The following is a 19,827-nucleotide window of genomic DNA, read 5'->3' on the forward strand; positions in this document are numbered from 1 at the left end:
CCGGCGCTGTCCAGTCATGGAATTAACCGGACGAGCCCGAATTTGAAATTTTTCCATCCTGCGGGTGTGCCTGCGGGCGGGTCGGACCGTGCGGTCCCCCCGCCCGCGGGCGGGGTCAGCGCATCAGCGTGACGACGACCAGATAGGTCAGGTTCACCCAGGCGCCGAGCGTGGCCAAGAGGACCAGGGTGGCCGGAGACAGCACCACCGAACCGAGGATCACGACGAGCGCCACGACCAGCAGGCCGAGGGCGAGGAGGGTCACGCGCGTATCTTCCATGTCACTGCTTCCAGGTGATTGAAAAAAATCGGATGCTGGAAGCGATAAACGAAAACCCCACACGCTGTAGCTGATCTGAATCAACTGCGGTGGTGTTCGTCTCAAAAAGGCACGCGCGACTGGGCTAAGGTACTTTGTGGTGTTACGTCCAGGCACAGGGCCACGCGACCGTCGCAGCGACCCATTACTGGCGAATTCCAACGATGTCTGGAAGAGGAGACGGTGTTTGGGATGGTGGGCGCAGTAGGGATTGAACCTACGACCCCACCCGTGTGAAGGGTGTGCTCTCCCGCTGAGCTATGCGCCCATCCCAAAGAAACAAACGTTGACACACCGCGGAGACGGCAACGCGAGGCCCGTTGGACCCCGATCTTGACCGGCTCTCGTGGTGGAGGGGATGGTACCATCCGCAAAGCCCATGAACCACCGGACTTTGGGATGGTGGGCGCAGTAGGGATTGAACCTACGACCCCACCCGTGTGAAGGGTGTGCTCTCCCGCTGAGCTATGCGCCCATCCCAGTAAAACCACGTCGGCATCAGGCTCGTTTCGCTGTCGCGTCGTCGCCGCCGTTGCGGTGAGGCGGGTTTCTAAAGGCCCCGCCCTCTCCTGTCAAGCGCCTGTTTCACACCAATATCAAAGAAGCCCTTCCGCCCCGGAGCCCCCGATGAGCCAATGGACATGACGCACCGGACCGCGCTTCCCGCCAAACGTCCCTCCGCCGCCCTCCTCGCCGGTCTATGCGCGGCGCTCGCCGGGTTGTTCTCCCTGCCCGCCCAAGCGCAGCGCTGGCAGTTGGACTACCGCGTCCATGTCGGCGGCGTGGCCGTGCTCGACGCGCGGGCGGAACTGACCCTGACCGAGGACCGCTACAGCGTCCAGGTCAACGCCGCGACGGACGGTTTTTTGGGACGCCTGTTTCCCTGGGAAACACAATCGCTCAGCGTCGGCGCGCTCCGGTCCGACGGCGTCGCTCCGATCCGCCACACCCAGTCCGGCGTCCTGCGCGGTTCCCCGCGGACCGTCACTTTGGACTACGCCCCGGACGGCAGCGTCCGCACCCAGGTCTCCCCGCCTCCGGAGGAGGAGGACCGCGATCCCGTTCCCGACGAGCTGACCCGGCAGACCCGCGACCCGTTGAGCGGCGTCTTGGACATGCTGTTGGCCGGGTTGCATGGCGAGGGATGCCAGCCCACGGTGCCGATCTATGACGGGCGCCGCCGCTATGACATGCTCTTTACGGACCGGGGAATGACCATGGTCGGGGCATCGCGCCACTCAATCTTCTCGGGCGCGGCGCGGCAATGCCGGGTGTCGCACAAGCCGATCGCCGGCTACGAGCGCTCAACGCGCCAGCCCTTCTGGCAACGCGGAGGAAACCGCGAGGAACGGCCGCCCGTCGATCTCTGGATCGCTCCGGTGGAGGGAGGCGGCCTGCCCCTGCCCGTCCGGTTGGAGACCGACAGCGGATTCGGCGGGGTGGTCGTCCACCTCACCGCCGCCCGCAAGACCGAACGGACGGCGGTGCGTTCCGCCGAGCCGGCGCCGTCACAGCTTCGTTAAAGGATCAGGCGCGCCCGACGCTGCCGCAGCCGGCGGTGGGATGATACAGCAGTTCGGCCATGGGCCGCTCGGCCAGCGCCTGCTCGCACAGGCGGTTGAATTCCGCCATCTTGCGTTGCAGGTCGCTGTGGTGGGCCATCATCCGGTCGAAGTCGGCGGTGGCCGAGTCGATCTGGCTGTTGGCCGGGTTGCGGGCGACGGTGTGGGCTTCGATGGACAGAGCGTCAGCGGACAGGGCGTCGGCGGACAGGGTCTTGCCGGTCTGGGTCTTACCGGGGAAGGCAAGGATCTGGGCCATCGGGTGTCTCCTTCGCTCACCACCATTCGATGCACCCATCCAACAACATTTACCTTTCGTTAGCCACTGTTAATCTCTCGTTAACCATGACAAGAAGGAGACCTACGGCGAAGCCCCCGCTGGCCCTGGCAGCAGGGCCGGCCAGTCAGCCGCCCAGACGCCGCAGGGCATCCGGCAGGTCGGCGATGCGGTCGAGCAGGACATCGGCGCCCAGTTCCTGCACGGGCATGCGGGGATAACCGTAAGTCATCGCCACCACCGGCACCCCGGCGGCGCGTGCGGCCGCCACGTCGTTGCGGTTGTCCCCCACCATCGCGGCGCTGCCGCCGCCCAGCGCCTCGACCACCCAGGACAGATGCCGCCCGTCCGGCTTTTTCACCGGCAGCGTGTCGCCACCGGCCAGCGCGGAGAACAGGGGCGACAGACCCAGCCTGTCCAGCAGTTTGCGGGTGATTCGCTCCGGCTTGTTGGTGCACAGCCCCAGCCTCACACCGTTTTCCGCCAGTGCCGCCAGGGTGTCCGACACACCGGGATAGAGCAGCGGGGGCTCGTCGTCACGGAAATAGGCGTCGAGATAGTCCGCCAGGGCCGTCTTCAGCGCCTCTTCGTTCAAGGCGTCACCAGTCGCGGAAAAGGCCTGCCGGACGAGGGCGGCCGACCCGTCGCCCACCATGCCGCGCACCTGCGCCTCGGTCAGGCTGGGCCGCGCGAAGCGGGACAGGGTGCGGTTCAGGACGCGGGTCATGTCCCGCGCGCTGTCGATCAGCGTGCCGTCCAGGTCGAAGACGACCGCGGAGAAGGGAATGGGGGCGGGCGCAGCGGACATCGGCAGAAGTCCCATGACAAGTCGAAGACGGGCGGATACCCCTTTCGATAGCACGGCCTTCCCCCAGCGGCGAGCCCCTGTCACGCAATCCACCGCCGGCATAGGCCCTTCGGTGCCGGCGGCGCGGGGTGCGTACACCCTCGGGCCGCGATTTGTGTATGTCAGATTGACACAAAAGTTGACTTGGGGTCCCGGCACCGGATGTGGCACTGAATGGCTGAAGACAGACGTTTTGTCCGGATTTTGATGCGCACGTTTTTCCGCCCGTCCGCCATAACCCGTTTCCAATACTGCAGGGATATCCGATGACTCCGCACCGCCCGCTCGCCTGCGTCATTCTCGCCGCCGGCAAAGGCACCCGCATGAAGTCGGACCTGCCGAAGGTCCTGCACCGGGTCGCCGGCCAACCGATGGTCGGCCATGTGCTGTCCGCGGTGAGAGCGCTCGACCCCGACCATGTCGTCGTCGTGGTCGGCCCCGGCATGGACAATGTGGCCGATGCCGTCGCCCCCTACCCCACCGCCGTCCAGCACGAGCAGCGCGGCACCGCCGACGCCGTGCGCGCCGCCTTCGGCCTGTTGGAAGGATTTGACGGCGACGTGGTGGTGCTCTACGGCGACACGCCGCTGGTCACGCCGGACACGCTGCGCGCCATGGTCGCCGCGCGGCGCCAGGCGAGCGACCCGGCGGTCGTCGTGCTGGGCATGCGCCCCGACGATCCCGGCGCCTACGGCCGCCTGATCCTGAACGCCCGCGGCGGACTGGAGAAGATTGTCGAGTATCTCGACGCCTCGGAGGAGGAGCGCCAGGTCACCCTGTGCAACGCCGGGCTGATGGCCTTCGACGGCGCGCGGATGTTCGACCTGATCAGCCGCATCGGCAACAGCAACGCCAAGAGCGAATACTACCTCACCGACGTGGTGCAGATCGCCCGCAGCAACGGCATGGCCTGCGCGGTGGTCGAGGCCGCCCCGGCGGAGGTCGTCGGCGTCAACTCCCGCGCCGAACTGTCGGAGGTGGAGAAGCTGATCCAGCGCCGCCTGCGCAAGGCGGCCATGGACAACGGCGCCACCCTGACCGATCCGGACAGCGTCACCTTCTGCGTGGACACCCGCCTCGGCCGCGACGTGATCGTCGGCCCGCATGTGGTGTTCGGCCCCGGCGTTGTCGTCGCCGACCGGGTGGAGATCAAGGCCTTCAGCCACCTGGAGCAGGTGCGGGTGGACAGCGGCGCCCAGGTCGGCCCCTACGCCCGCCTGCGCCCGGGGGCGGAGATCGGCCCGGACGCCCACATCGGCAACTTCGTCGAGATCAAGAACGCGAAGATCGAGGCCGGCGCCAAGGTCAACCACCTCACCTACATCGGCGACGCGCGGGTGGGGGCTAAGGCCAACATCGGCGCCGGCACGATCACCTGCAACTACGACGGCTACGCCAAGAGCCACACCGACATCGGCGCCGGGGCCTTCATCGGTTCCAACACCGCGCTGGTCGCTCCGGTCAAGGTGGGCGACGGCGCGATCGTCGGCGCGGGCAGTGTGGTCACCACCGACGTGGAGGGCGACGCCCTGGCCGTTGCGCGCGGGCGCCAGCAGGCTTACACCGGCTGGGCCAAGCGTTTCCGCGAACGGAAGCAAAACGAGAAAGCGAAAAAGGCGTAAGATTGCCCCGGTTGACCGTTCACCCGGCCCCGGCCATCATTCAGGAGTTGCAGGTTCATGTGTGGCATCATCGGCATCATCGGCACGCATGACGCGGCCCCCCGTCTCGTCGAGGGTCTCCGCCGCCTCGAATACCGTGGTTACGACAGCGCCGGCGTCGCCACGCTGGTCAAGGGCGGCATCGAGCGCCGCCGCGCCGAGGGCAAGCTGATCAACCTCGACGCCAAGCTGCGCGAGGCCCCGCTGCCGGGCGTGATCGGCATCGGCCACACCCGCTGGGCCACCCATGGCGGCCCGACCGAGAACAACGCCCACCCGCACGCCACCCACCGCGTGGCCGTGGTGCACAACGGCATCATCGAGAATTACCAGGAGCTGAAGACCGAGCTGATCGAGCACGGCTATGTCTTCGAGAGCGCCACCGACACCGAGGTGATCGCTCATCTCGTCACCTATTACATGGAGAAGGAAGGGCTGGGTCCGGTCGAAGCCGCCTCCGCCTCCTTCAAGCGCTTCACCGGCGCCTTCTCCCTGGTGCTGCTGTTCTCCGGCCAGGAGGACATGCTGATCGGCGCCCGCCACGGCACGCCGCTGGCCGTCGGCTACGGAGAGGGGGAGATGTATTTCGCCTCCGACGCCTTCGCGCTGGCGCCGCTGACCAACCGCATCTGCTATCTGGAGGACGGCGACTGGGTGGAACTGACCCGCACCGCCGCCGTGATCCACGACGCCAGCGACGCGGTGGTGGAGCGTCCGGTCAAGACCACCGCCCTGTCCGGCGCGCTGATCGGCAAGGACGGCTACCGGCACTACATGCTCAAGGAGATCTACGAGCAGCCGCAGGTCATCGGCGATACGCTGAACGCCTACATCAACCCGGAGACCGGCCGCGTCACCCTGCCGGAAACCAGCTTCGACATCGCCAAGGCGACGAAGCTGACCATCGTCGCCTGCGGCACCGCCTATTACGCCGGCGTGGTGGCAAAGTACTGGTTCGAGACGCTGGCCCGCCTGCCGGTCGAGGTCGACATAGCCTCGGAGTTCCGCTACCGCGAGGCGCCGATGCCCGAGGGCGGCGTGGCGCTGTTCATCAGCCAGTCGGGCGAGACGCTGGATACGCTGGAGGCTCTGCGCTACTGCAAGCGCCAGGGCCAGAAGATCCTGTCCATCGTCAACGTGCCGGAAAGCACCATCGCGCGCGAATCCGACGCGGTGCTCTACACCATGGCCGGTCCGGAGATCGGCGTCGCCTCGACCAAGGCCTTCACGACGCAGTTGACCACGCTGGCCTGTCTGGCGGTCACGGTCGGTCACGACCGCGGCGTCATCCCGGCGGAGCGGATGCAGCAGATCGCCCAGGCCCTGCGCGAGGTGCCGGCCCGCGCCGCCGACGTTCTGGCCCACGACGAGCGCCTGCACGAGCTGGCCCAGGAGGTCGCGGAGGCCCGCGACGTGCTCTATCTGGGCCGCGGCGCGATGTACCCGCTGGCTCTGGAAGGCGCGCTGAAACTGAAGGAAATCAGCTACATCCACGCCGAAGGTTACGCGGCGGGTGAACTGAAGCACGGCCCCATCGCGCTGATCGACGAGAGCGTGCCGGTGATCGTCCTGGTGCCGTCGGACAACCTGTTCGAAAAGACCGTGTCCAACGTGCAGGAAGTCTGCGCGCGGTCGGGCAAGGTGCTGCTGATCGCCGACAAGAAGGGCATCGACAAGCTGTCCGACAAGGTCCGCTGGTCGCTGGAGCTTCCGGCTTGCGACCCGCTGGTCGCCCCGCTGCTCTACGCCATCCCGGTGCAGTTGCTGGCCTATCACGTCGCCGTGCTGAAGGGCACCGACGTCGACCAGCCGCGCAACCTCGCCAAGTCGGTCACCGTCGAGTAAAGGGACCGATCGAAGACGGCTCAGCGAATGAAAAAGCCCCCGTCCACGCGGCGGGGGCTTTTTTCATTGTCCTTGCGGGGCCGGCTAGGAGGCCCACTGCCGCTTCGGGCCGACGTCGACATGAACGAAATTGCTGTCCGGGTAATAGCCCACCCCACCCCCGCGCAGGCTGAGCGCCGCGCGCTGCAGCGTGCGCAGCGGCAGGCCGGGCACCCGCAGGTCGATGGCCTTGCCCTGCATGTGGAAGCTGTTCTGGGCAACGCCGCTGCCGTCCTGTTCGCGCAGCCAGGCGTTGGATTCGGGGGAGCGATAGCCGGAAATGATGTGCACCGGCGTCTTGCTGCCGACCTTGCGGGTCAGGGCGTGCAGCAGATCGAGCAGCTTCGGGTCGATGGGGTGCACGGCCCCGGTGCGATGGTCGCGCAGCAGATGGTTGATCTCGCGCAGGCCGTCGCGCTGGTAGCGGCCCTTGGACCAGTATTCCGCCCGTACCCGCTCGCCGGTGTGGAGGTTGAGCAGGACCAACTGCCGCGGCGGGGCGCGCAACGCCGCCTCCGACACCTCCGGGGCCATCACCATCCCGGCGGCGGCCGTCGCCAGACCGATGCGCAACAGTTCCCTCCGGCCGAGCGTGGCTGCTGGGGTCGGTTGGAATTTGGCCTCGGTCATCATGCCTCCATGGGGTCCCGAACGGGGTGGCGTATGAAGCGCCCGCTTTTTGTCCGGAGCCTTTTGGCGGCAGAGCCCCCGCTTCTGTCAAGAAACCAATGGTTAACGTCTTTAAAACGCCCGTACTTCCTGGGCTTGCCGGAACGGCCATGCGACGGCCGGCAGGGCCGCGGGGTGCGTTACAGGGATGAAACACAGCGGGCAGCGTCCCCGATTCGCCCGAGTCTTCGCAGCGACCGGTCGTGACAAGCTCAAGGCAAAAAACGGCAACCATAAGGGGTACTGCCGAGACCTTTACCGTTTAGCCTTCGGTAAGGAATCTACCCCCATAGTTTGGATAGCGAAAACAACTCCCGCCAGAATCCTGCCCGTGCCCCCCGTCGCCACAGCCCCAGCGCCGGCACCCTCCTATCTTCGGCCCGATCAGTTGGCCGAAGTCCTGGACCGGCACGCCCGTTGGATCAAGGGCCAGCCAGGCGGTGCGCGCGCCAACCTGGCGCTGGCGGACCTGGAGGGCGCGGATCTGTCGCAGCGCGATCTGCGCGGCGCCCGGCTTGTCGGAGCAAAGCTGGCGCGCTGCCGGCTCAGCGGCACCAACCTGGCCGGCGCCGACCTGTTCGGCGTGGACCTGCGCGACGCCGACATCTCCCGCGCCAACCTGATGCAGACGGATCTGCGCGGCGCGCGGCTGCGCTCCGCCGATTTCTCCAACGCCAACCTGCGCGACGCCGACCTGCGCGCCGGCACGCTGGAGCCGGGGGGCTCCGCCCGCCGCGGCACCGCCTCGGAGGCCCATCTGGACCCCCAAGACGCCGAGGCCACCCGGCAGACCCACCGCACCGCCCTGGCCCGGCTTCAGGGCGGAGTCACGGTGGAGGGCGGCATACCGACCGACCTGACCGGAGCCGTCCTGGCCGGGGCCAACCTGACGGACGCCGATCTGAGCGGGGCGGTGCTTCAGAACGCCGACCTGACCGGCGCGGTGCTGACCGACGCCAACCTGTCGGGGGCGCGGCTGAACGGAGCGAACCTGACCGGCGCCCTGCTGGACGGCTGCACCTTCAACAACGCCGATCTGGTCGGCACGCGGATGGTCGATTGCGACCTCTCCCAGGCCAAGCTCGGCTCCGCCTGTATGACCCGCCCGATCGACAGCATAGGGTCGGAAATCCAGCGGGCGATCTTCGATCATGAGCGCTGGATCGACAGTGTCGGCCAGCGCGGGGAGCGCGCCGATCTGGACGGCACCGACCTCAGCCGCGCCGACCTGCGCGGCGTCAATCTCAGCGCGGCCTCGCTGCGCGGCGCCAACCTGTCCGACGCAGCGCTCACCGGCGCCCGGCTGATGATGGCCGACCTTTCGGGCGCCAATCTGGAGCGCGCCAACCTGATGGGCGCCGACCTGTCCGGCGCCAACCTCAGCTTCGCCCGGCTGACCGGGGCCGACCTGACGCGGGTCAACCTGGGACCGGCGGAAATCAAGGACCCCAGCGGGCGTCCCACCGGCCGCTCATGGGCCGCCAATCTGATGGGCGCCGACCTGCGGCAGGCCATGCTCACCGATTCCCGCATGGTGCAGGCCAATCTGACCGACGCCGATCTGGAGAACGCCGACCTGGACGGGGCTGATCTGGCCGGCGCGAAGCTGCAGCGCGCGCATCTCAAGGGCAAGGCGCCACGACGGCGCTGACCCGGCCCCCTTCGCTCCACCACCGTCATCATCCCGCAAAGGACCACGGGGCATAGTGCGGCTCCTCAATTTGCCGGACGGACCGCCATGCCCACCCTTCTCCACTTCCTTCAGCGGCGTGGTGCCTTACGCCTGCTTCCTGCCGTCATCCTGGCCCTGTTTGTCCGCCCTACGCGGGCCGAGGACCCGCGCCTGTCCGAAATCTGGCGGTGCGGCGGCGGCGACTGCCCGGGCTACGAGTACCACCCCCGCGACGGCGATCCGGAACACGGCGCGCCGGCGGGCACCGCTTTCCAGGACCTGCCGGCGGATTGGTTCTGCCCGCGCTGTGGCGCCGGAAAGCCGGATTTCCGCCGACTGGGTGACTAGGTGAAAATTACTATTGTATCTCCGCATCTTTTCAGGAATTATTGCGGCCATGGACGATACAGACCGCAAAATCATCGCACACATCCAGGCCGACGGGCGGGCTTCCTACGCCGACATCGGGACGGCGGCCGGACTGTCGGTGTCCGCCGTGAACGAGCGGCTGAAGAAGCTGCAGGCCAACGGCGTGATCCAGGGCTGGGGGGCGCGCCTGTCCCCGAAGGCCGCCGGGCTGGACGTGCTGGCCTTCGTCGAGGTGCTGCTCGACCGGCCGGAGCATGACGCGCCCTTCCGCGACGCCATGCGCGCCACGCCGGCGGTCCAGGAATGCCACCATGTCACCGGGGACTGGTCCTATCTGCTCAAGGTGCGCGTGGCTGACACGGAAGCGCTGGAGCGGTTCCTCTCCGACCGGCTGAAGGCGCTGCCCGGCGTCGTGCGCTCCCACACCGTGATCGCGCTCTCCTCGGTCAAGGAGACGCCGATCCTTCCCATCGAGTCAGACTGAAGCCTTTGGAGCATTCGCCATGGACGCCCTGCCCGCCCTGCTGAAGGGCCTGATCATCGGATTCAGCATCGCCGCCCCGGTCGGGCCGATCGGGCTTCTGTGCATCCGGCGCACCCTGGCCGACGGGCCGGCCCACGGCTTCGTCAGCGGGCTGGGTGCGGCCAGCGCTGACGCGGTCTATGGCGCCATCGCCGGCTTCGGGGTGGCCCTGGTCACCGACGCGCTGCTCGGCGCCCAGGTGGCGTTGAAGCTGGTGGGCGGGCTGATGCTGCTGTGGCTGGGCTGGAGCACCCTGCGCGCCCGTCCGGCGGAGCGCGCCGCGGACGCCCGCGGCGGCGGTGGTCTGGCCGGGGCCTACGCCTCCACCTTCGCGCTGACCCTCGCCAACCCGGCGACGATCCTCAGCTTCGCCGCGGTGTTCGGCGGGCTGGGCGTGTCAGCCGGAGACGGGAGCAGCACCGGAGTGGCCGCCCTGCTCGTCGCGGGCGTCTTCATTGGGTCGGCGATGTGGTGGTTGGGGCTCAGCGCCTCGGTCGGGGCGTTCCGGCGCCGGGTCACGCCCGCCGCCATGCTGTGGATCAACCGCGCCTCGGGCGCGGTGCTGGGAGGGTTCGGGATCGCGGCCCTCGCCTCCCTCTTGTGAAGAGGCGGGATGCGCCGGTCACCCGGAGCAACTCAGAGCAGAATGGTCACCGGGCCGCCCAGCGCGACCGCGGCGACGATCAGGATGGCCACCGCCGTCAGCTTCTCCGCCGCCGACCAGCGCTGCCAATCCTTCTTGAAACTCTTGAATTCCTGGGCCATGGCAACCTCCGCCATCCCTGACTGTCCGTGTTGAGAGCGACATTGGACGCTTCCAGTTGATGTTTGGTTAACGTCGCCCGGAAACTCTTTCATCCATCGCAATGCCACAGGTAATCGGAAGAAAAACTGATGCAAGTCAAATAGAGGGCAAAAGCGGGTACAATTTTCGGCATCCCCCATGCGGAGGCCCCCGGGCGCGTTCCGCGTCCTCCGGATGGAAGGGTTTCCACCGACGGTCCGATGCCCCAAATCCCTTTGGACACCCATCGACGCGTCGGCGCCGGACAAGCCTGACCAAGCCCACAAGACACGAGGTGCTGGCGGTGAGCGGACTGAAGATCGGATTGGCCCTGGGCAGCGGGGCGGCGCGCGGCTGGGCGCACATCGGCGTGCTGCGCGCGTTGGAGGAGATCGGGGTCGAGCCCGACGTGATCTGCGGAACCTCGATCGGCGCGGTGGTCGGCGCGGCCTACCTGACGGACCAGCTGGACGAGTTGCAGGCCTGGGCGCAGAGCATGGGCTGGCTCGGCATGCTCGGCATCATCGACCTGACCTTCCGCCGCGGCGGGCTGCTGGCCGCCGACCGCACCTTCGATCGCTTCCGCAACCACCGCACCGAAGTCACCATCGATCAGCTGCGCAAGCCCTTCGCCGCGGTCGCCACCGACCTTGGCACCGGGCGGGAGATCTGGCTGCGCGACGGGCCGATGCTCAGCGCGGTGCAGGCGTCGGCCGCCATGCCCGGCCTGTTTCCGGCGGTGCGGCGCGACGACCATTGGCTGGTGGACGGCGCGCTGGTCAACCCGGTGCCGGTGTCGCTCTGCCGCGCGCTGGGCGCGGACGTGGTGATCGCGGTCAACCTGAACAGCGAATTGTCGCCGCTGAGCCGCCCCTCGGGTCGCGGCGCCGCGAAGCTGCGCAAGGCGGCGGAGGCGAAGCCGGCCCAGATGCAGGCGTCTCAGATGCAGGAGGCCCGAATGCAGCAGGCCCAGCCCGTGCCGGAGGTGGCGATGGCTCCGGCGGGGGATGCGACCTCCCCCGTCTTCTCCACCCTGACGTCGCAGATCGCCTCCTGGATGGGGCGGCGGCCGGCGGCGCGCACGCGCTTCCTCGCCGACCAGCTGACGCGCGCTCCGGCCTCCAACGTTCCGCCCAATGTGATGGACGTGATGGCCGGGTCCATCGACATCATGCAGGACCGCATCACCCGCTCCCGCCTGGCCGGCGAGCCGCCGGACGTGCTGATCGCCCCCCGCCTCGCCCACATCGGCATCCTGGAGTTCGACCGCGCGGAGGAGGTGGTGGAGATCGGCTACGGCGCTGCCTCGATCCTCAAGCCGGCGCTGGAACTGGCCCTGCGCCGGGCGTAGCCGCGCTCAGACGGAAGCCGCCGGCCACATCCAGGTCAGCTCGTGCTTGTTGTGGTTCAGGTGCAGCACCCGCCCGCCGGGGATGGCGGCGAAGGCGCGGGCCGTCTCGTGGTCGGTCTCGGCCTGGAACTTCAGCGTGCAGATGAAACGCTTGGCCAGCCCGCTCTCCATCCACTGGTTCACCAGCCGCAGCAGGCGCGTGGGGTAGCAGATCACGTCGCAGCACAGCCAATCCACCGGACCGACGTCCTGCGGCTTCAGGCCGAAGGCGCTCTCCTGGCGGAACTCGATGCGCGGCAGGGCGGCGATGGCCGGGTCGAGCGGTGCCTTGTCGACGCTGACCACGCTGGCACCCAGCTCGTGCAGCACCCAGCTCCAGCCGCCGGGACAGGCGCCGAGGTCGATGCAGCGGTCGCCCGGCCCCGGCTGTTCGCCGAACAGGGTCAGCGCTTCCCACAGCTTCAGATAGGCGCGGTTGGGCGGCACCGTCCGGTTCTCGACGAAGGTGACCTCGCCGTGGCGGTAGGGGCTGGAGCAGCGCGCCGCCGCGACGATGGTGTTTTCGTCCAGCAGCGTCCAGGAGCCCAGCGGCGCCGTCGGCAGCGGCGACGGGAAGACCACCGGCTTGGCCGAGACATGGGGCAGGTTGTCCTGGATCAGGCTGGCCCGACGGTGATGGCGCAGCGTCCAGAGCGCCCAGTTGCGCTGGATGGAGCGGAGCGCCCGCGCGCCCTCCTTGATCGACGCGAACTCGATCCGCACCGGGTCGTGCCAGATGTTCTGTGCCCAGGCCGCCGGACGCGCCGGCCCATCGGCGAAGACCAGCCGGTCCTCCACCGCCGCCACGTCGCCCAGTTCGGCCACGAGGTCCTGAACGAAGCCCTCGGGCGCCAGATAGATGGTCTGCCCCAGAGGGGTCTGCGCCGGGGTCGCGCGGGCGGACGAAGTGTCGGATGAGTCGCTCATGCCGAGGGGCTAGCGCCCCTGGCGTTCGATTGCAAGAGTGCGGTCGAAGAAATCGGCGATCTCCGCGTTCATTCGCTCGTGGAAGGCGGCCCGGTCGAAACCCGGCGGGTCCCAGGCGGGCGGCCCGACCTCCGCCGCGATGGCGGCGGGTACGGGCATCAGGAAGGCGAAATGCCCGGCATCGCGCACGACTTCGTACTCGAACGGCACGGGCAATCGTTCACGCAGTTTCTCGACCTGGGAGCCCGCGATCTGTTCGTCCCGCTCCGCCCGGTACAGGCGGATGGGGATCGTCACCCCGGCGAGGCCGCCCTTGGAGAACGGAACGCCGACGGGCGCCATCAGGACGGCGGCACGGATGCGCGGGTCGCGCGCCGCGACACGAGCCTGCGTCTCCTCGTTCCCAAGATGACAGAACCGCTCACCGGCGGGCGGGGTGCGGCAATGGGCGGTGATGCGCCCCAGGTCCGCCACGCCGCCGGCCGCCACCAGAACCGTGTAACCACCGGCCGAGAAGCCGAAGGCGCCGATGCGGTCGCCGTCGAGCCGGCCAGCCAGATCCGGGTCTGCCAGAACGTAATCGAGCGCAGCGGAAAGCTGGGCCGGGCGGTTCCGCCACATCCGTTCCGTGCCGGCATCCCGGTCGTCGTCGAAGGCATTGCCGCGGTGATGGACCGCCGCGACCACATAGCCGCGCCGGGCCAGCGCCATGGCGGTGTCCGCGTGCCCGAAAGCGCTCCCCCCGGACCCATGAGACAGCATCACCAGCGGGTGGCGCCCCTCGGCCACCGGCGCGCCCTCCGCCACCCGGAACGTGAAGGGGCCGCGTCGCACCGGCGTTTCCGGCACGTCCGTCGGATACCACACCACCACGCGCGCGGCCCCGCCGTCCGCCGGGTTGGTGAAGGACAGCGCGCGCATGCCCACCTCCGCCGCGGCGGCCCCAGCCCAGAGGACCGCGGCCCCGATGATCAGCAGCCACCCCATTCGCAGCACCGCATCCTCCCACCACTTGAAGAAGGGCATCGACGACGGAGGTAGCCGCATGCCCCGTTCGCCAGGGCTGTGACATTCCGCCGCAATCCGCTCAAATTTGGCCGTCATGATTCAGATCAATTGACAATCATTCTCAGTCGCAGCACATTGGCCCCAGCAAGACCGCACAACATGCACCGCTGCCGGGGGCCCATGTACGTCTGCATCTGCCACGCGCTGAACGACAAGCAGGTTACCAAGGCGCTGGAGAACGGCGCCCGCACCCCGGCCTCCGTTTTCCGGCATTACGAGCGTCAGGTCCAGTGCGGCAAATGCGTGCCGATGATGCGGGACATGGTGCAAAGCCACTGCGCGAACCAATGCCCGACCTGCCCAGGCCACGCTGCGCCCCAGCGTCCCGCCACGCTGCCGGAACCGGCCAACGCCGAAAACTTTCCTTACGGCATTGCGGCCGAGTGACGGGCTTCGCTCCACTTCACCTCCTCAAATCTCTTCAACAACACGCCGCGGTCCGCACCAGCGCTCAAGCAGAATTCGGCGCCTGATTGCCGTTGAGCACGATTTTAATCCAGACGGCATGCGTGTTATTCGGGAACAGAACGGTCGTTTCGCACCATTTTCTTTCGAATGGCCCCATCCTTTAGGCTGCGACAAATCGCCATAGACTTACACTCCTGGCCCGCTTGACGGGGCGGGATCGATCGTGCAGAAAGTGTTCAACCGGATTCAAGAAATCCGAAGCATTCGGAGCGGCACGGAACGCTTCTGACTGGGCAGGATACACAAAAAGTCAAGTCCTTTGGAACTGGAATTGCTTTTCATACGTCTATGAAAGGCAACCGGATGGACTTCCTATTTTGGCGCCGCAGCAATGCATTTTTGCAATGCACAGGCCTTTTTGGTGTCCTGCGTGCGACGCCGAGCCGGAACTCCGGCCGCACATCCGGTCGAAGGGTTCCCGAGGGATCCGAAGGGAGGAGCAAGAGATGAGCCGCCGCAACCGGCACGCCCATGACACCAAATGCCGTTCCCTGCTTCAGACCACCGCCGACCGGCTCGACCGGTTGCGGTCTCAGGTGGAGCGGTTCGGTCTCGAGGGTCACGAGGGCATGAGCCGGGACGTGCTGGAGCGCACGCTGGACGCCCTGCGTGGCCAGCACAACCGTTTGTCAGCCCGCGTCGAGGCAGCGCGCATCGCCACGGACGACGCTTGGCCCTTCGCCCGGGCGATCGCCGACCAGACGGCGGCGGAGTTGACGGACGGACTTGACAGCATGGAGGCCCGCCTGAAACGCGTGGCGGCCTGACCAGCGGCGGCCGGACGGTACCGGTTACTCAGCTTTGAGCAGCACAACGATCCCCTGCCCGGCCGACGGGCTGGCCGTTGACGCGCCGGGCAGGACGATGCGCACCACCGTTCCCTCCCCGGGGACGCTGTGCAGGTCCAGCCGCCCGCCATGGGCCTCCACGAAACGCTTGGCGAGCGGCAGCCCCAGCCCGGTGCCGGAATGGGCTTTGGTCATGTAGCTGGTCACTTGACGGAAGGGCTCAAGCGCGATCTGGATGTCCTCCGGCGACATGCCGATGCCGGAATCGGTGATCGTCAAAATCACGCAGCCATCCTCGCCGCGCACCGCATCGGCCCGCACACGGCCTCCCGCCGGCGTGAACTTGATGGCGTTGGACAGCAGGTTCAGCACGGCCTGACGCAGGCGCATGGCATCGGCCATCACCGTCAGGCCGTGCTCGACGGGCACACCCTCCACCCGCACGCCCTTCGGACCCGCCAGCGCCTCCATCAGTTCCAGGCATTCCCCCAACAGCACGGCGACCGGCACCGGCTCCGGATAGAGTTCCAGCCGCCCCGCCTCGACCTTCGCCATGTCCAGCACGTCGTTGACCAACGACAGCAGATGCTGGCCGGAGGCATGGATGCTGGCGATGTAGTCGTGATGCTTCGGCGGGCTCGGGCCGAACAGACCGGACAGCAGAGCCTCGCTGAAGCCGATGATCGCGTTCAGCGGGGTGCGCAACTCATGGCTCATATTCGCCAGGAAATCGGATTTGGCCAGATTGGCGGCCTCGGCGTGCTCCTTCTCGGCCTCCAGCCGGCGGCGCTGCTCCGCCAGCATGGCCTCGCGGGCGATGCGGGCCTCGCGTTCCGCATGGCGGCGGCGGCGGACGTGGCGCGTCACCACCAGCGACAGCACCAGCGTCGCCAAGCCGGCGCCCGCCGCACCGGCCAGGATGGTGGTGCGCGTTCGGTTCAACTGGCTGCTGATCTGCTCGAACGGGACGGCCACGATGATCGACCAACCGGTCTGCTGCGACCGGTGAACGAGCACCAACGCTTCTTGACCCTCCCGCGTCGTCGCTGAAAACAGCCCCGGATTCCGTTCCATCAGCCGGGGCACCATCAGGTCCCTGACCCTTTGGCCGACATGCCGCTCCGTGTCGTGGGACCGCGCGGCGATGACCATTCCGGGATCGACGACCGACACCGTCCAGGCCGCGGGGATTCCGGACCCGCGCAGCACGGCGTCGAGCCCCTCCAGCCCGACCGCCAGCGACAGCACATGGCGGATCGGCGTTCCCTCCGGGTCATCCGGGTCCAGAACCGGCGCGCGGACGATCAGCGCCGGACGGCCCGGCGGCCCGCCCGGAGGCAGGACACCACCAACCACCGTCTTCCGCGAGGCGGCCACTTGCCGGGTGACGTCGTCCAGACGCGGCGGCGGCAAGGCAGCGCCCAGCGGGTACTGGGTGTGGAACAGAAGGGACATGTCCTCCACCGCGACCAGCCCCATCGCCAGCCAGCCCGGCTGGCTGCGCACGGCCTCCGCGGCTTCCGATTTCAACAAGGGAAGATCGTTCACCGTCCTGCGGCTCAACGCCGCCAGAAGCTCGAGAGGTCGTGCCTTGCTTTCCAGCTCGCGGTCGATCGCGACCATCACCGAACGGGCCTGAGCCGCAAGTTCCGCCGCCAGCACGTCCTGTTGCCGGAGATCCAGAATCCAGACCACCACCGCCAGGAACAGCAGCAGCGGGGCGATGGCGGCGAGCCCCAGACCAAGCGTCGACGAGGGCAGTCGCAAGGCACTCTCCGACCGTTGACTGAAACGGAATGGCGTACGGGCTGGAAAGGGAAAGGCGGCGCGCTTCTCACCCCAATGGGTCGCCCGCATCCACCCGCCTGTCAAGCCCGCCGGTTGCCGCTCCCCCTCGCTCACCCCACCGCCGCGAGGATGCGGGCGAGTTCCACCGCCGTTTTGACCCCCATCTTCTCGAAGACGTGGGCGCGGTGCACCTCGACGGTCCGCATGCTGATCCCCAACTCGTCGGCGATGACCTTGTTCAGCTTGCCGGCCACCACCAGCGCCATCACCTGCCGTTCGCGCTGGGTCAGGGTGGCCAGCCGGGCGGCCACGCCGGCCTGCCCGGCCTGCCGTACCCGCTCCCCGGCGTCGAAGGCCAGCGCCTCGATCACCCGATCGACGAGGTCGTTGTCGTTGAAGGGCTTCTCCACGAAATCGCGGGCGCCCTTCTTCAGCGCCGACACGGCGATGGGGACGTCGCCATGGCCGGTCAGGAACAGAACGGGCATCCGGCAGCCCATGGCGGCCAGCCGGTCGAACAGCTCCAGCCCGCTCATCCCCTCCATGCGGATGTCCAGGAGAAGACAGCCGCTCATGGCGGGATCGTAATCGGCAAGGAACGCCTCCGCCGACGGCCAGGAGGCCACCGGCACATTGCGCGACTGGAACAACCAGCCCATGGCGTCGCGGATCGCCTCGTCGTCGTCGACGATGTGCAGCTTCGGCTCACACATCGGCGGCTCTCTCGTCGTGGGAAATCGCCACGCCGCTCATCGGCGGTTCGGACAGGACCGGCAGGGAGAAGAGGAACACGGTGCCGCCATCCGGCGCGGGCTCGAACCACAGCCGCCCCTGGTGGTGCTCGATGATGGACCGGCAGATGTTCAGGCCCATGCCCATGCCCTCGGTCTTTGTGGTGAAGAAGGGAGAAAACAGTTTTTCCGCATTTTCGGGCGAAATGCCACAACCGCGGTCCTGGATGCGCGTCAGGAGCGCCCCGTCCAGCGCCTGCACCGTCACGCTCAGCCGGCGGCGGTCGCGGCGCGTCGCCGCCATCGCTTCGATGCCGTTGCGCATCAGGTTCACCACCACCTGCTGCAGCAGGATGCGGTCGGCTATCACAGCCGGCAGGCCACGCCCCACCTCCAGCACCAGCTTCACCCCCTGCTGGCGGGCGTCGGCCTCCATCAGCGCGACGCAATCCTCCAGCACCCGTGACAGGCAGCAGGGGGCGACGTTGGGTTCGCTCTTGCGCACGAAATCGTGGATCCGGCGGATGATCTGGCCGGCCCGCCTGGCCTGCCCGGACAGCTTCTCCAGCGCCGTCGCCAGCTCCTCGGGCCGGATGCTGCCGGCCTGAAGACGGTTGAGGCAACCGGTGCAGTAGCTGGCGATGGCCGAGAGCGGCTGGTTCAGCTCATGCGCCAGAGTCGAGGCCATTTCGCCCATGGTGATCAGCCGCGCCGTCTGCTGAAGCCGCTCCTGCTGCTGGCGGGCCAGCTCCTCCGCCCGCTTGCGCTCGGTGATGTCGAGGACGGAGCCCATCCAACCGGTGTGCCGCCCCTTGGCGTCGATCAGCGGAGCCTCGTAGATCAGAGCGTCGAACCGCTCGCCGTTGGCCCGGCGGAAACGCAGCTCGAAGCCGTTGGCCGGCGCGTTGCCGGCCAGGACGGCGCGGAAGACCTCTTCGGTGTGGGCAAGATCCTCGGGCAGCCAGTAGGGCATCACCGGCCCGGCCCCGACCAGTTCCTCCGCCGTCCAGCCGACCATCCGGCAGAAGGCCGGGTTCACGTAGATGATCCGCCCGTCGAGATCGCGGGCGCGCATGCCAACCGTCAGGCTGTCCTCCATCGCCTTGCGGAAGGCGTGCTCGGCGCGCAGCGCCTCCTCCGCCCGGATGCGCCGGGCGATGTGGCGGCGCACCGCCCACAGGCTCCACAGCGCCGAAACGGTCAGCGCGAAGATGGCGGCGATCAGGATGTTGCGCCCGAGGTTGCCGGACAGCTGGTGCAGCGTGGCGACCAGGGTCAGGCCGTGCCCCGGCGGATCGAAGGGAACGACGTGGCTGCGCCGCGGCTCCGGCATGGCGATGCGCGACTTCGTCCCCAGCACCGCTCCGTAGGGGTCGACGACCTCCAGCTGGTAGCGCTGGGCAAACCACCAGGGAACGTGATGGGTCAGCAGGGCGTCGATCGACAGCACGCCGGCGAGCGCGCCGGCGAACCGGTCCCCGCGGAAGATGGGGATGACGATCTCGAAGGCGGTGTCCGCGGCGCCCAGCCGATAAGGCGCCGAATAGGCCCGGCGGCCCGAGGAGCGGGCGATCAGGAAGGCGTCGGCGCGCGGGCTGGGGCCGAAGGCGTCGTCCAGCGCCGGCCCGTCCTCCACCGGCGGTTCCGACCGCACCGGGCGGCCCTGCGGGTCCAGCCGCACCACCCGCTGGATCGCCGGATTCACCGTCACGATGTGGCGCGCCATCACCGAGTAGTTCACCGGGGTGGTGTCCTCGCGCCCCAGCGATTCGGCGAGATATTGCAGCTTCTCCTCGTCGGAGGTGAGCTGGAAATGGAGATTCTGCTCCACCCACAGCACATCCTTGATGAGGGTGAGCGTTTCCTCCTCCCGCTCGCTGCGGTGGAGCACCCACAGGAAGACGCCGAACAGAAGGACGACCAGCGCCATCGCCACGATGGGCATCGCCTGCACCGGGCCGCGCTGGCCAAGACCGTGGGCGGTGCTGGCCGCACCGCCGCTCATGGGGGGAAGAGGTGTTGGCACGGCAACCAATGCGTCACGTTCACAGCTACGGATTTCCACAATAGCGTCGGCGGCGAAATTATCGAACAATGAAA

20 protein-coding genes and 2 tRNA genes are annotated in these 19,827 nt (G+C 68.0%); 10 read left to right on the forward strand and 12 right to left on the reverse strand.

Annotation, left to right across the window (positions count from 1 at the left end; translation table 11 throughout):
• Positions 1–115: 115 nt before the first annotated feature.
• The 3 genes from FHW79_RS15340 to FHW79_RS15350 all read right to left on the reverse strand — a co-directional run bounded on the left by FHW79_RS15340 (position 116) and on the right by FHW79_RS15350 (position 794).
• Positions 116–280, reverse strand: coding sequence for a hypothetical protein (locus FHW79_RS15340; protein WP_014240656.1), 165 nt, complete (start codon positions 278–280; stop codon positions 116–118).
• Positions 281–512: 232 nt separating this feature from the next.
• A tRNA-Val gene (locus FHW79_RS15345) sits at positions 513–587 on the reverse strand.
• Between the two features lie 132 nt (positions 588–719).
• Positions 720–794, reverse strand: a tRNA-Val gene (locus FHW79_RS15350).
• 166 nt (positions 795–960) lie between these two features.
• Here FHW79_RS15350 and FHW79_RS15355 point away from each other — a divergent pair.
• Positions 961–1,842, forward strand: coding sequence for a DUF3108 domain-containing protein (locus FHW79_RS15355; RefSeq protein WP_247884392.1), 882 nt, complete (start codon positions 961–963; stop codon positions 1,840–1,842).
• Positions 1,843–1,846: 4 nt separating this feature from the next.
• Here the strand turns inward: FHW79_RS15355 and FHW79_RS15360 are convergent, their stop codons facing one another.
• On the reverse strand, positions 1,847–2,140 hold the full coding sequence (locus FHW79_RS15360) for a hypothetical protein (RefSeq protein ID WP_183179721.1): 294 nt from the start codon (positions 2,138–2,140) through the stop codon (positions 1,847–1,849).
• Between the two features lie 145 nt (positions 2,141–2,285).
• A complete protein-coding gene (gene gph, locus FHW79_RS15365; RefSeq protein WP_183179722.1) occupies positions 2,286–2,966 on the reverse strand; it encodes a phosphoglycolate phosphatase in 681 nt (226 codons plus the stop codon).
• A 305-nt stretch (positions 2,967–3,271) separates the two neighbouring features.
• Here gph and glmU point away from each other — a divergent pair, with 305 nt between their 5' ends.
• Complete coding sequence (glmU, locus tag FHW79_RS15370) at positions 3,272–4,627, forward strand: bifunctional UDP-N-acetylglucosamine diphosphorylase/glucosamine-1-phosphate N-acetyltransferase GlmU (RefSeq protein WP_183179723.1); 1,356 nt, start codon at positions 3,272–3,274, stop codon at positions 4,625–4,627.
• Positions 4,628–4,684: 57 nt separating this feature from the next.
• Entirely contained in the window at positions 4,685–6,511 is a 1,827-nt protein-coding gene (gene glmS, locus FHW79_RS15375) for a glutamine--fructose-6-phosphate transaminase (isomerizing) (RefSeq protein ID WP_183179724.1), read from the forward strand.
• A gap of 84 nt (positions 6,512–6,595) precedes the next feature.
• On the opposite strand, the gene FHW79_RS15380 is transcribed toward glmS, so the two are convergent.
• Entirely contained in the window at positions 6,596–7,180 is a 585-nt protein-coding gene (locus tag FHW79_RS15380) for a DUF882 domain-containing protein (RefSeq protein WP_247884393.1), read from the reverse strand.
• Between the two features lie 427 nt (positions 7,181–7,607).
• On the opposite strand from FHW79_RS15380, the gene FHW79_RS15385 reads away from it, so the two are divergent.
• From FHW79_RS15385 to FHW79_RS15400, 4 genes are all read left to right on the forward strand, one after another.
• Positions 7,608–8,870 (forward strand): pentapeptide repeat-containing protein, encoded by a 1,263-nt coding sequence (locus tag FHW79_RS15385; protein WP_247884394.1) that lies wholly within the window; start codon positions 7,608–7,610, stop codon positions 8,868–8,870.
• An 87-nt stretch (positions 8,871–8,957) separates the two neighbouring features.
• Positions 8,958–9,239 (forward strand): rubredoxin, encoded by a 282-nt coding sequence (locus FHW79_RS33520; RefSeq protein ID WP_183179727.1) that lies wholly within the window; start codon positions 8,958–8,960, stop codon positions 9,237–9,239.
• 49 nt (positions 9,240–9,288) lie between these two features.
• Positions 9,289–9,744: an Lrp/AsnC family transcriptional regulator gene (locus FHW79_RS15395; protein ID WP_183179728.1), complete on the forward strand. Its 456-nt coding sequence runs from the start codon at positions 9,289–9,291 to the stop codon at positions 9,742–9,744.
• Positions 9,745–9,763: 19 nt separating this feature from the next.
• Positions 9,764–10,387 (forward strand): LysE family transporter, encoded by a 624-nt coding sequence (locus FHW79_RS15400; RefSeq protein ID WP_183179729.1) that lies wholly within the window; start codon positions 9,764–9,766, stop codon positions 10,385–10,387.
• A 32-nt stretch (positions 10,388–10,419) separates the two neighbouring features.
• Here FHW79_RS15400 and FHW79_RS33265 read toward each other — a convergent pair whose 3' ends face one another.
• Positions 10,420–10,548: a hypothetical protein gene (locus FHW79_RS33265; RefSeq protein ID WP_282183997.1), complete on the reverse strand. Its 129-nt coding sequence runs from the start codon at positions 10,546–10,548 to the stop codon at positions 10,420–10,422.
• A gap of 314 nt (positions 10,549–10,862) precedes the next feature.
• On the opposite strand from FHW79_RS33265, the gene FHW79_RS15405 reads away from it, so the two are divergent.
• Positions 10,863–11,918: a patatin-like phospholipase family protein gene (locus FHW79_RS15405; RefSeq protein ID WP_183179730.1), complete on the forward strand. Its 1,056-nt coding sequence runs from the start codon at positions 10,863–10,865 to the stop codon at positions 11,916–11,918.
• 6 nt (positions 11,919–11,924) lie between these two features.
• Here the strand turns inward: FHW79_RS15405 and FHW79_RS15410 are convergent, their stop codons facing one another.
• Both FHW79_RS15410 and FHW79_RS15415 read right to left on the reverse strand, forming a co-directional pair.
• Entirely contained in the window at positions 11,925–12,884 is a 960-nt protein-coding gene (locus FHW79_RS15410) for an SAM-dependent methyltransferase (protein WP_183179731.1), read from the reverse strand.
• A gap of 9 nt (positions 12,885–12,893) precedes the next feature.
• Positions 12,894–13,931, reverse strand: coding sequence for a prolyl oligopeptidase family serine peptidase (locus FHW79_RS15415; RefSeq protein ID WP_183179732.1), 1,038 nt, complete (start codon positions 13,929–13,931; stop codon positions 12,894–12,896).
• 120 nt (positions 13,932–14,051) lie between these two features.
• On the opposite strand from FHW79_RS15415, the gene FHW79_RS15420 reads away from it, so the two are divergent.
• The gene (locus tag FHW79_RS15420) at positions 14,052–14,339 is read left to right on the forward strand and encodes a (2Fe-2S)-binding protein (protein WP_247884395.1); all 288 of its coding nucleotides are present in this window, start codon (positions 14,052–14,054) and stop codon (positions 14,337–14,339) included.
• A gap of 527 nt (positions 14,340–14,866) precedes the next feature.
• Complete coding sequence (locus FHW79_RS15425; protein ID WP_183179733.1) at positions 14,867–15,187, forward strand: hypothetical protein; 321 nt, start codon at positions 14,867–14,869, stop codon at positions 15,185–15,187.
• Between the two features lie 24 nt (positions 15,188–15,211).
• Here FHW79_RS15425 and FHW79_RS15430 read toward each other — a convergent pair whose 3' ends face one another.
• From FHW79_RS15430 to FHW79_RS15440, 3 genes are all read right to left on the reverse strand, one after another.
• Positions 15,212–16,975, reverse strand: coding sequence for a sensor histidine kinase (locus FHW79_RS15430; RefSeq protein WP_183179734.1), 1,764 nt, complete (start codon positions 16,973–16,975; stop codon positions 15,212–15,214).
• Positions 16,976–17,106: 131 nt separating this feature from the next.
• The gene (locus FHW79_RS15435; protein ID WP_183179735.1) at positions 17,107–17,709 is read right to left on the reverse strand and encodes a response regulator; all 603 of its coding nucleotides are present in this window, start codon (positions 17,707–17,709) and stop codon (positions 17,107–17,109) included.
• Positions 17,702–19,732: a PAS domain S-box protein gene (locus tag FHW79_RS15440; RefSeq protein ID WP_183179736.1), complete on the reverse strand. Its 2,031-nt coding sequence runs from the start codon at positions 19,730–19,732 to the stop codon at positions 17,702–17,704. The genes FHW79_RS15435 and FHW79_RS15440 overlap by 8 nt, the downstream gene beginning before the upstream one ends.
• Positions 19,733–19,827: the final 95 nt, after the last annotated feature.

The organism is Azospirillum sp. OGB3 (assembly GCF_014192915.1).
Taxonomy (GTDB): domain Bacteria; phylum Pseudomonadota; class Alphaproteobacteria; order Azospirillales; family Azospirillaceae; genus Azospirillum.

Excerpts from the sequence above, each read along its gene's own strand:
- FHW79_RS15360 (WP_183179721.1), bottom strand. The coding sequence starts at position 2,140 with ATGGCCCAGATCCTTGCCTTCCCCGGTAAGACCCAGACCGGCAAGACC.
- glmU (WP_183179723.1), top strand. The coding sequence starts at position 3,272 with ATGACTCCGCACCGCCCGCTCGCCTGCGTCATTCTCGCCGCCGGCAAA.
- FHW79_RS15355 (WP_247884392.1), top strand. The coding sequence starts at position 961 with ATGACGCACCGGACCGCGCTTCCCGCCAAACGTCCCTCCGCCGCCCTC.
- glmS (WP_183179724.1), top strand. The coding sequence starts at position 4,685 with ATGTGTGGCATCATCGGCATCATCGGCACGCATGACGCGGCCCCCCGT.
- FHW79_RS15420 (WP_247884395.1), top strand. The coding sequence starts at position 14,052 with ATGCACCGCTGCCGGGGGCCCATGTACGTCTGCATCTGCCACGCGCTG.
- FHW79_RS15340 (WP_014240656.1), bottom strand. The coding sequence starts at position 280 with ATGGAAGATACGCGCGTGACCCTCCTCGCCCTCGGCCTGCTGGTCGTG.
- FHW79_RS15435 (WP_183179735.1), bottom strand. The coding sequence starts at position 17,709 with ATGTGTGAGCCGAAGCTGCACATCGTCGACGACGACGAGGCGATCCGC.
- gph (WP_183179722.1), bottom strand. The coding sequence starts at position 2,966 with ATGTCCGCTGCGCCCGCCCCCATTCCCTTCTCCGCGGTCGTCTTCGAC.
- FHW79_RS33265 (WP_282183997.1), bottom strand. The coding sequence starts at position 10,548 with ATGGCCCAGGAATTCAAGAGTTTCAAGAAGGATTGGCAGCGCTGGTCG.
- FHW79_RS15400 (WP_183179729.1), top strand. The coding sequence starts at position 9,764 with ATGGACGCCCTGCCCGCCCTGCTGAAGGGCCTGATCATCGGATTCAGC.
- FHW79_RS15415 (WP_183179732.1), bottom strand. The coding sequence starts at position 13,931 with ATGCGGCTACCTCCGTCGTCGATGCCCTTCTTCAAGTGGTGGGAGGAT.
- FHW79_RS15380 (WP_247884393.1), bottom strand. The coding sequence starts at position 7,180 with ATGACCGAGGCCAAATTCCAACCGACCCCAGCAGCCACGCTCGGCCGG.
- FHW79_RS15425 (WP_183179733.1), top strand. The coding sequence starts at position 14,867 with ATGAGCCGCCGCAACCGGCACGCCCATGACACCAAATGCCGTTCCCTG.
- FHW79_RS15440 (WP_183179736.1), bottom strand. The coding sequence starts at position 19,732 with ATGAGCGGCGGTGCGGCCAGCACCGCCCACGGTCTTGGCCAGCGCGGC.
- FHW79_RS33520 (WP_183179727.1), top strand. The coding sequence starts at position 8,958 with ATGCCCACCCTTCTCCACTTCCTTCAGCGGCGTGGTGCCTTACGCCTG.
- FHW79_RS15395 (WP_183179728.1), top strand. The coding sequence starts at position 9,289 with ATGGACGATACAGACCGCAAAATCATCGCACACATCCAGGCCGACGGG.
- FHW79_RS15410 (WP_183179731.1), bottom strand. The coding sequence starts at position 12,884 with ATGAGCGACTCATCCGACACTTCGTCCGCCCGCGCGACCCCGGCGCAG.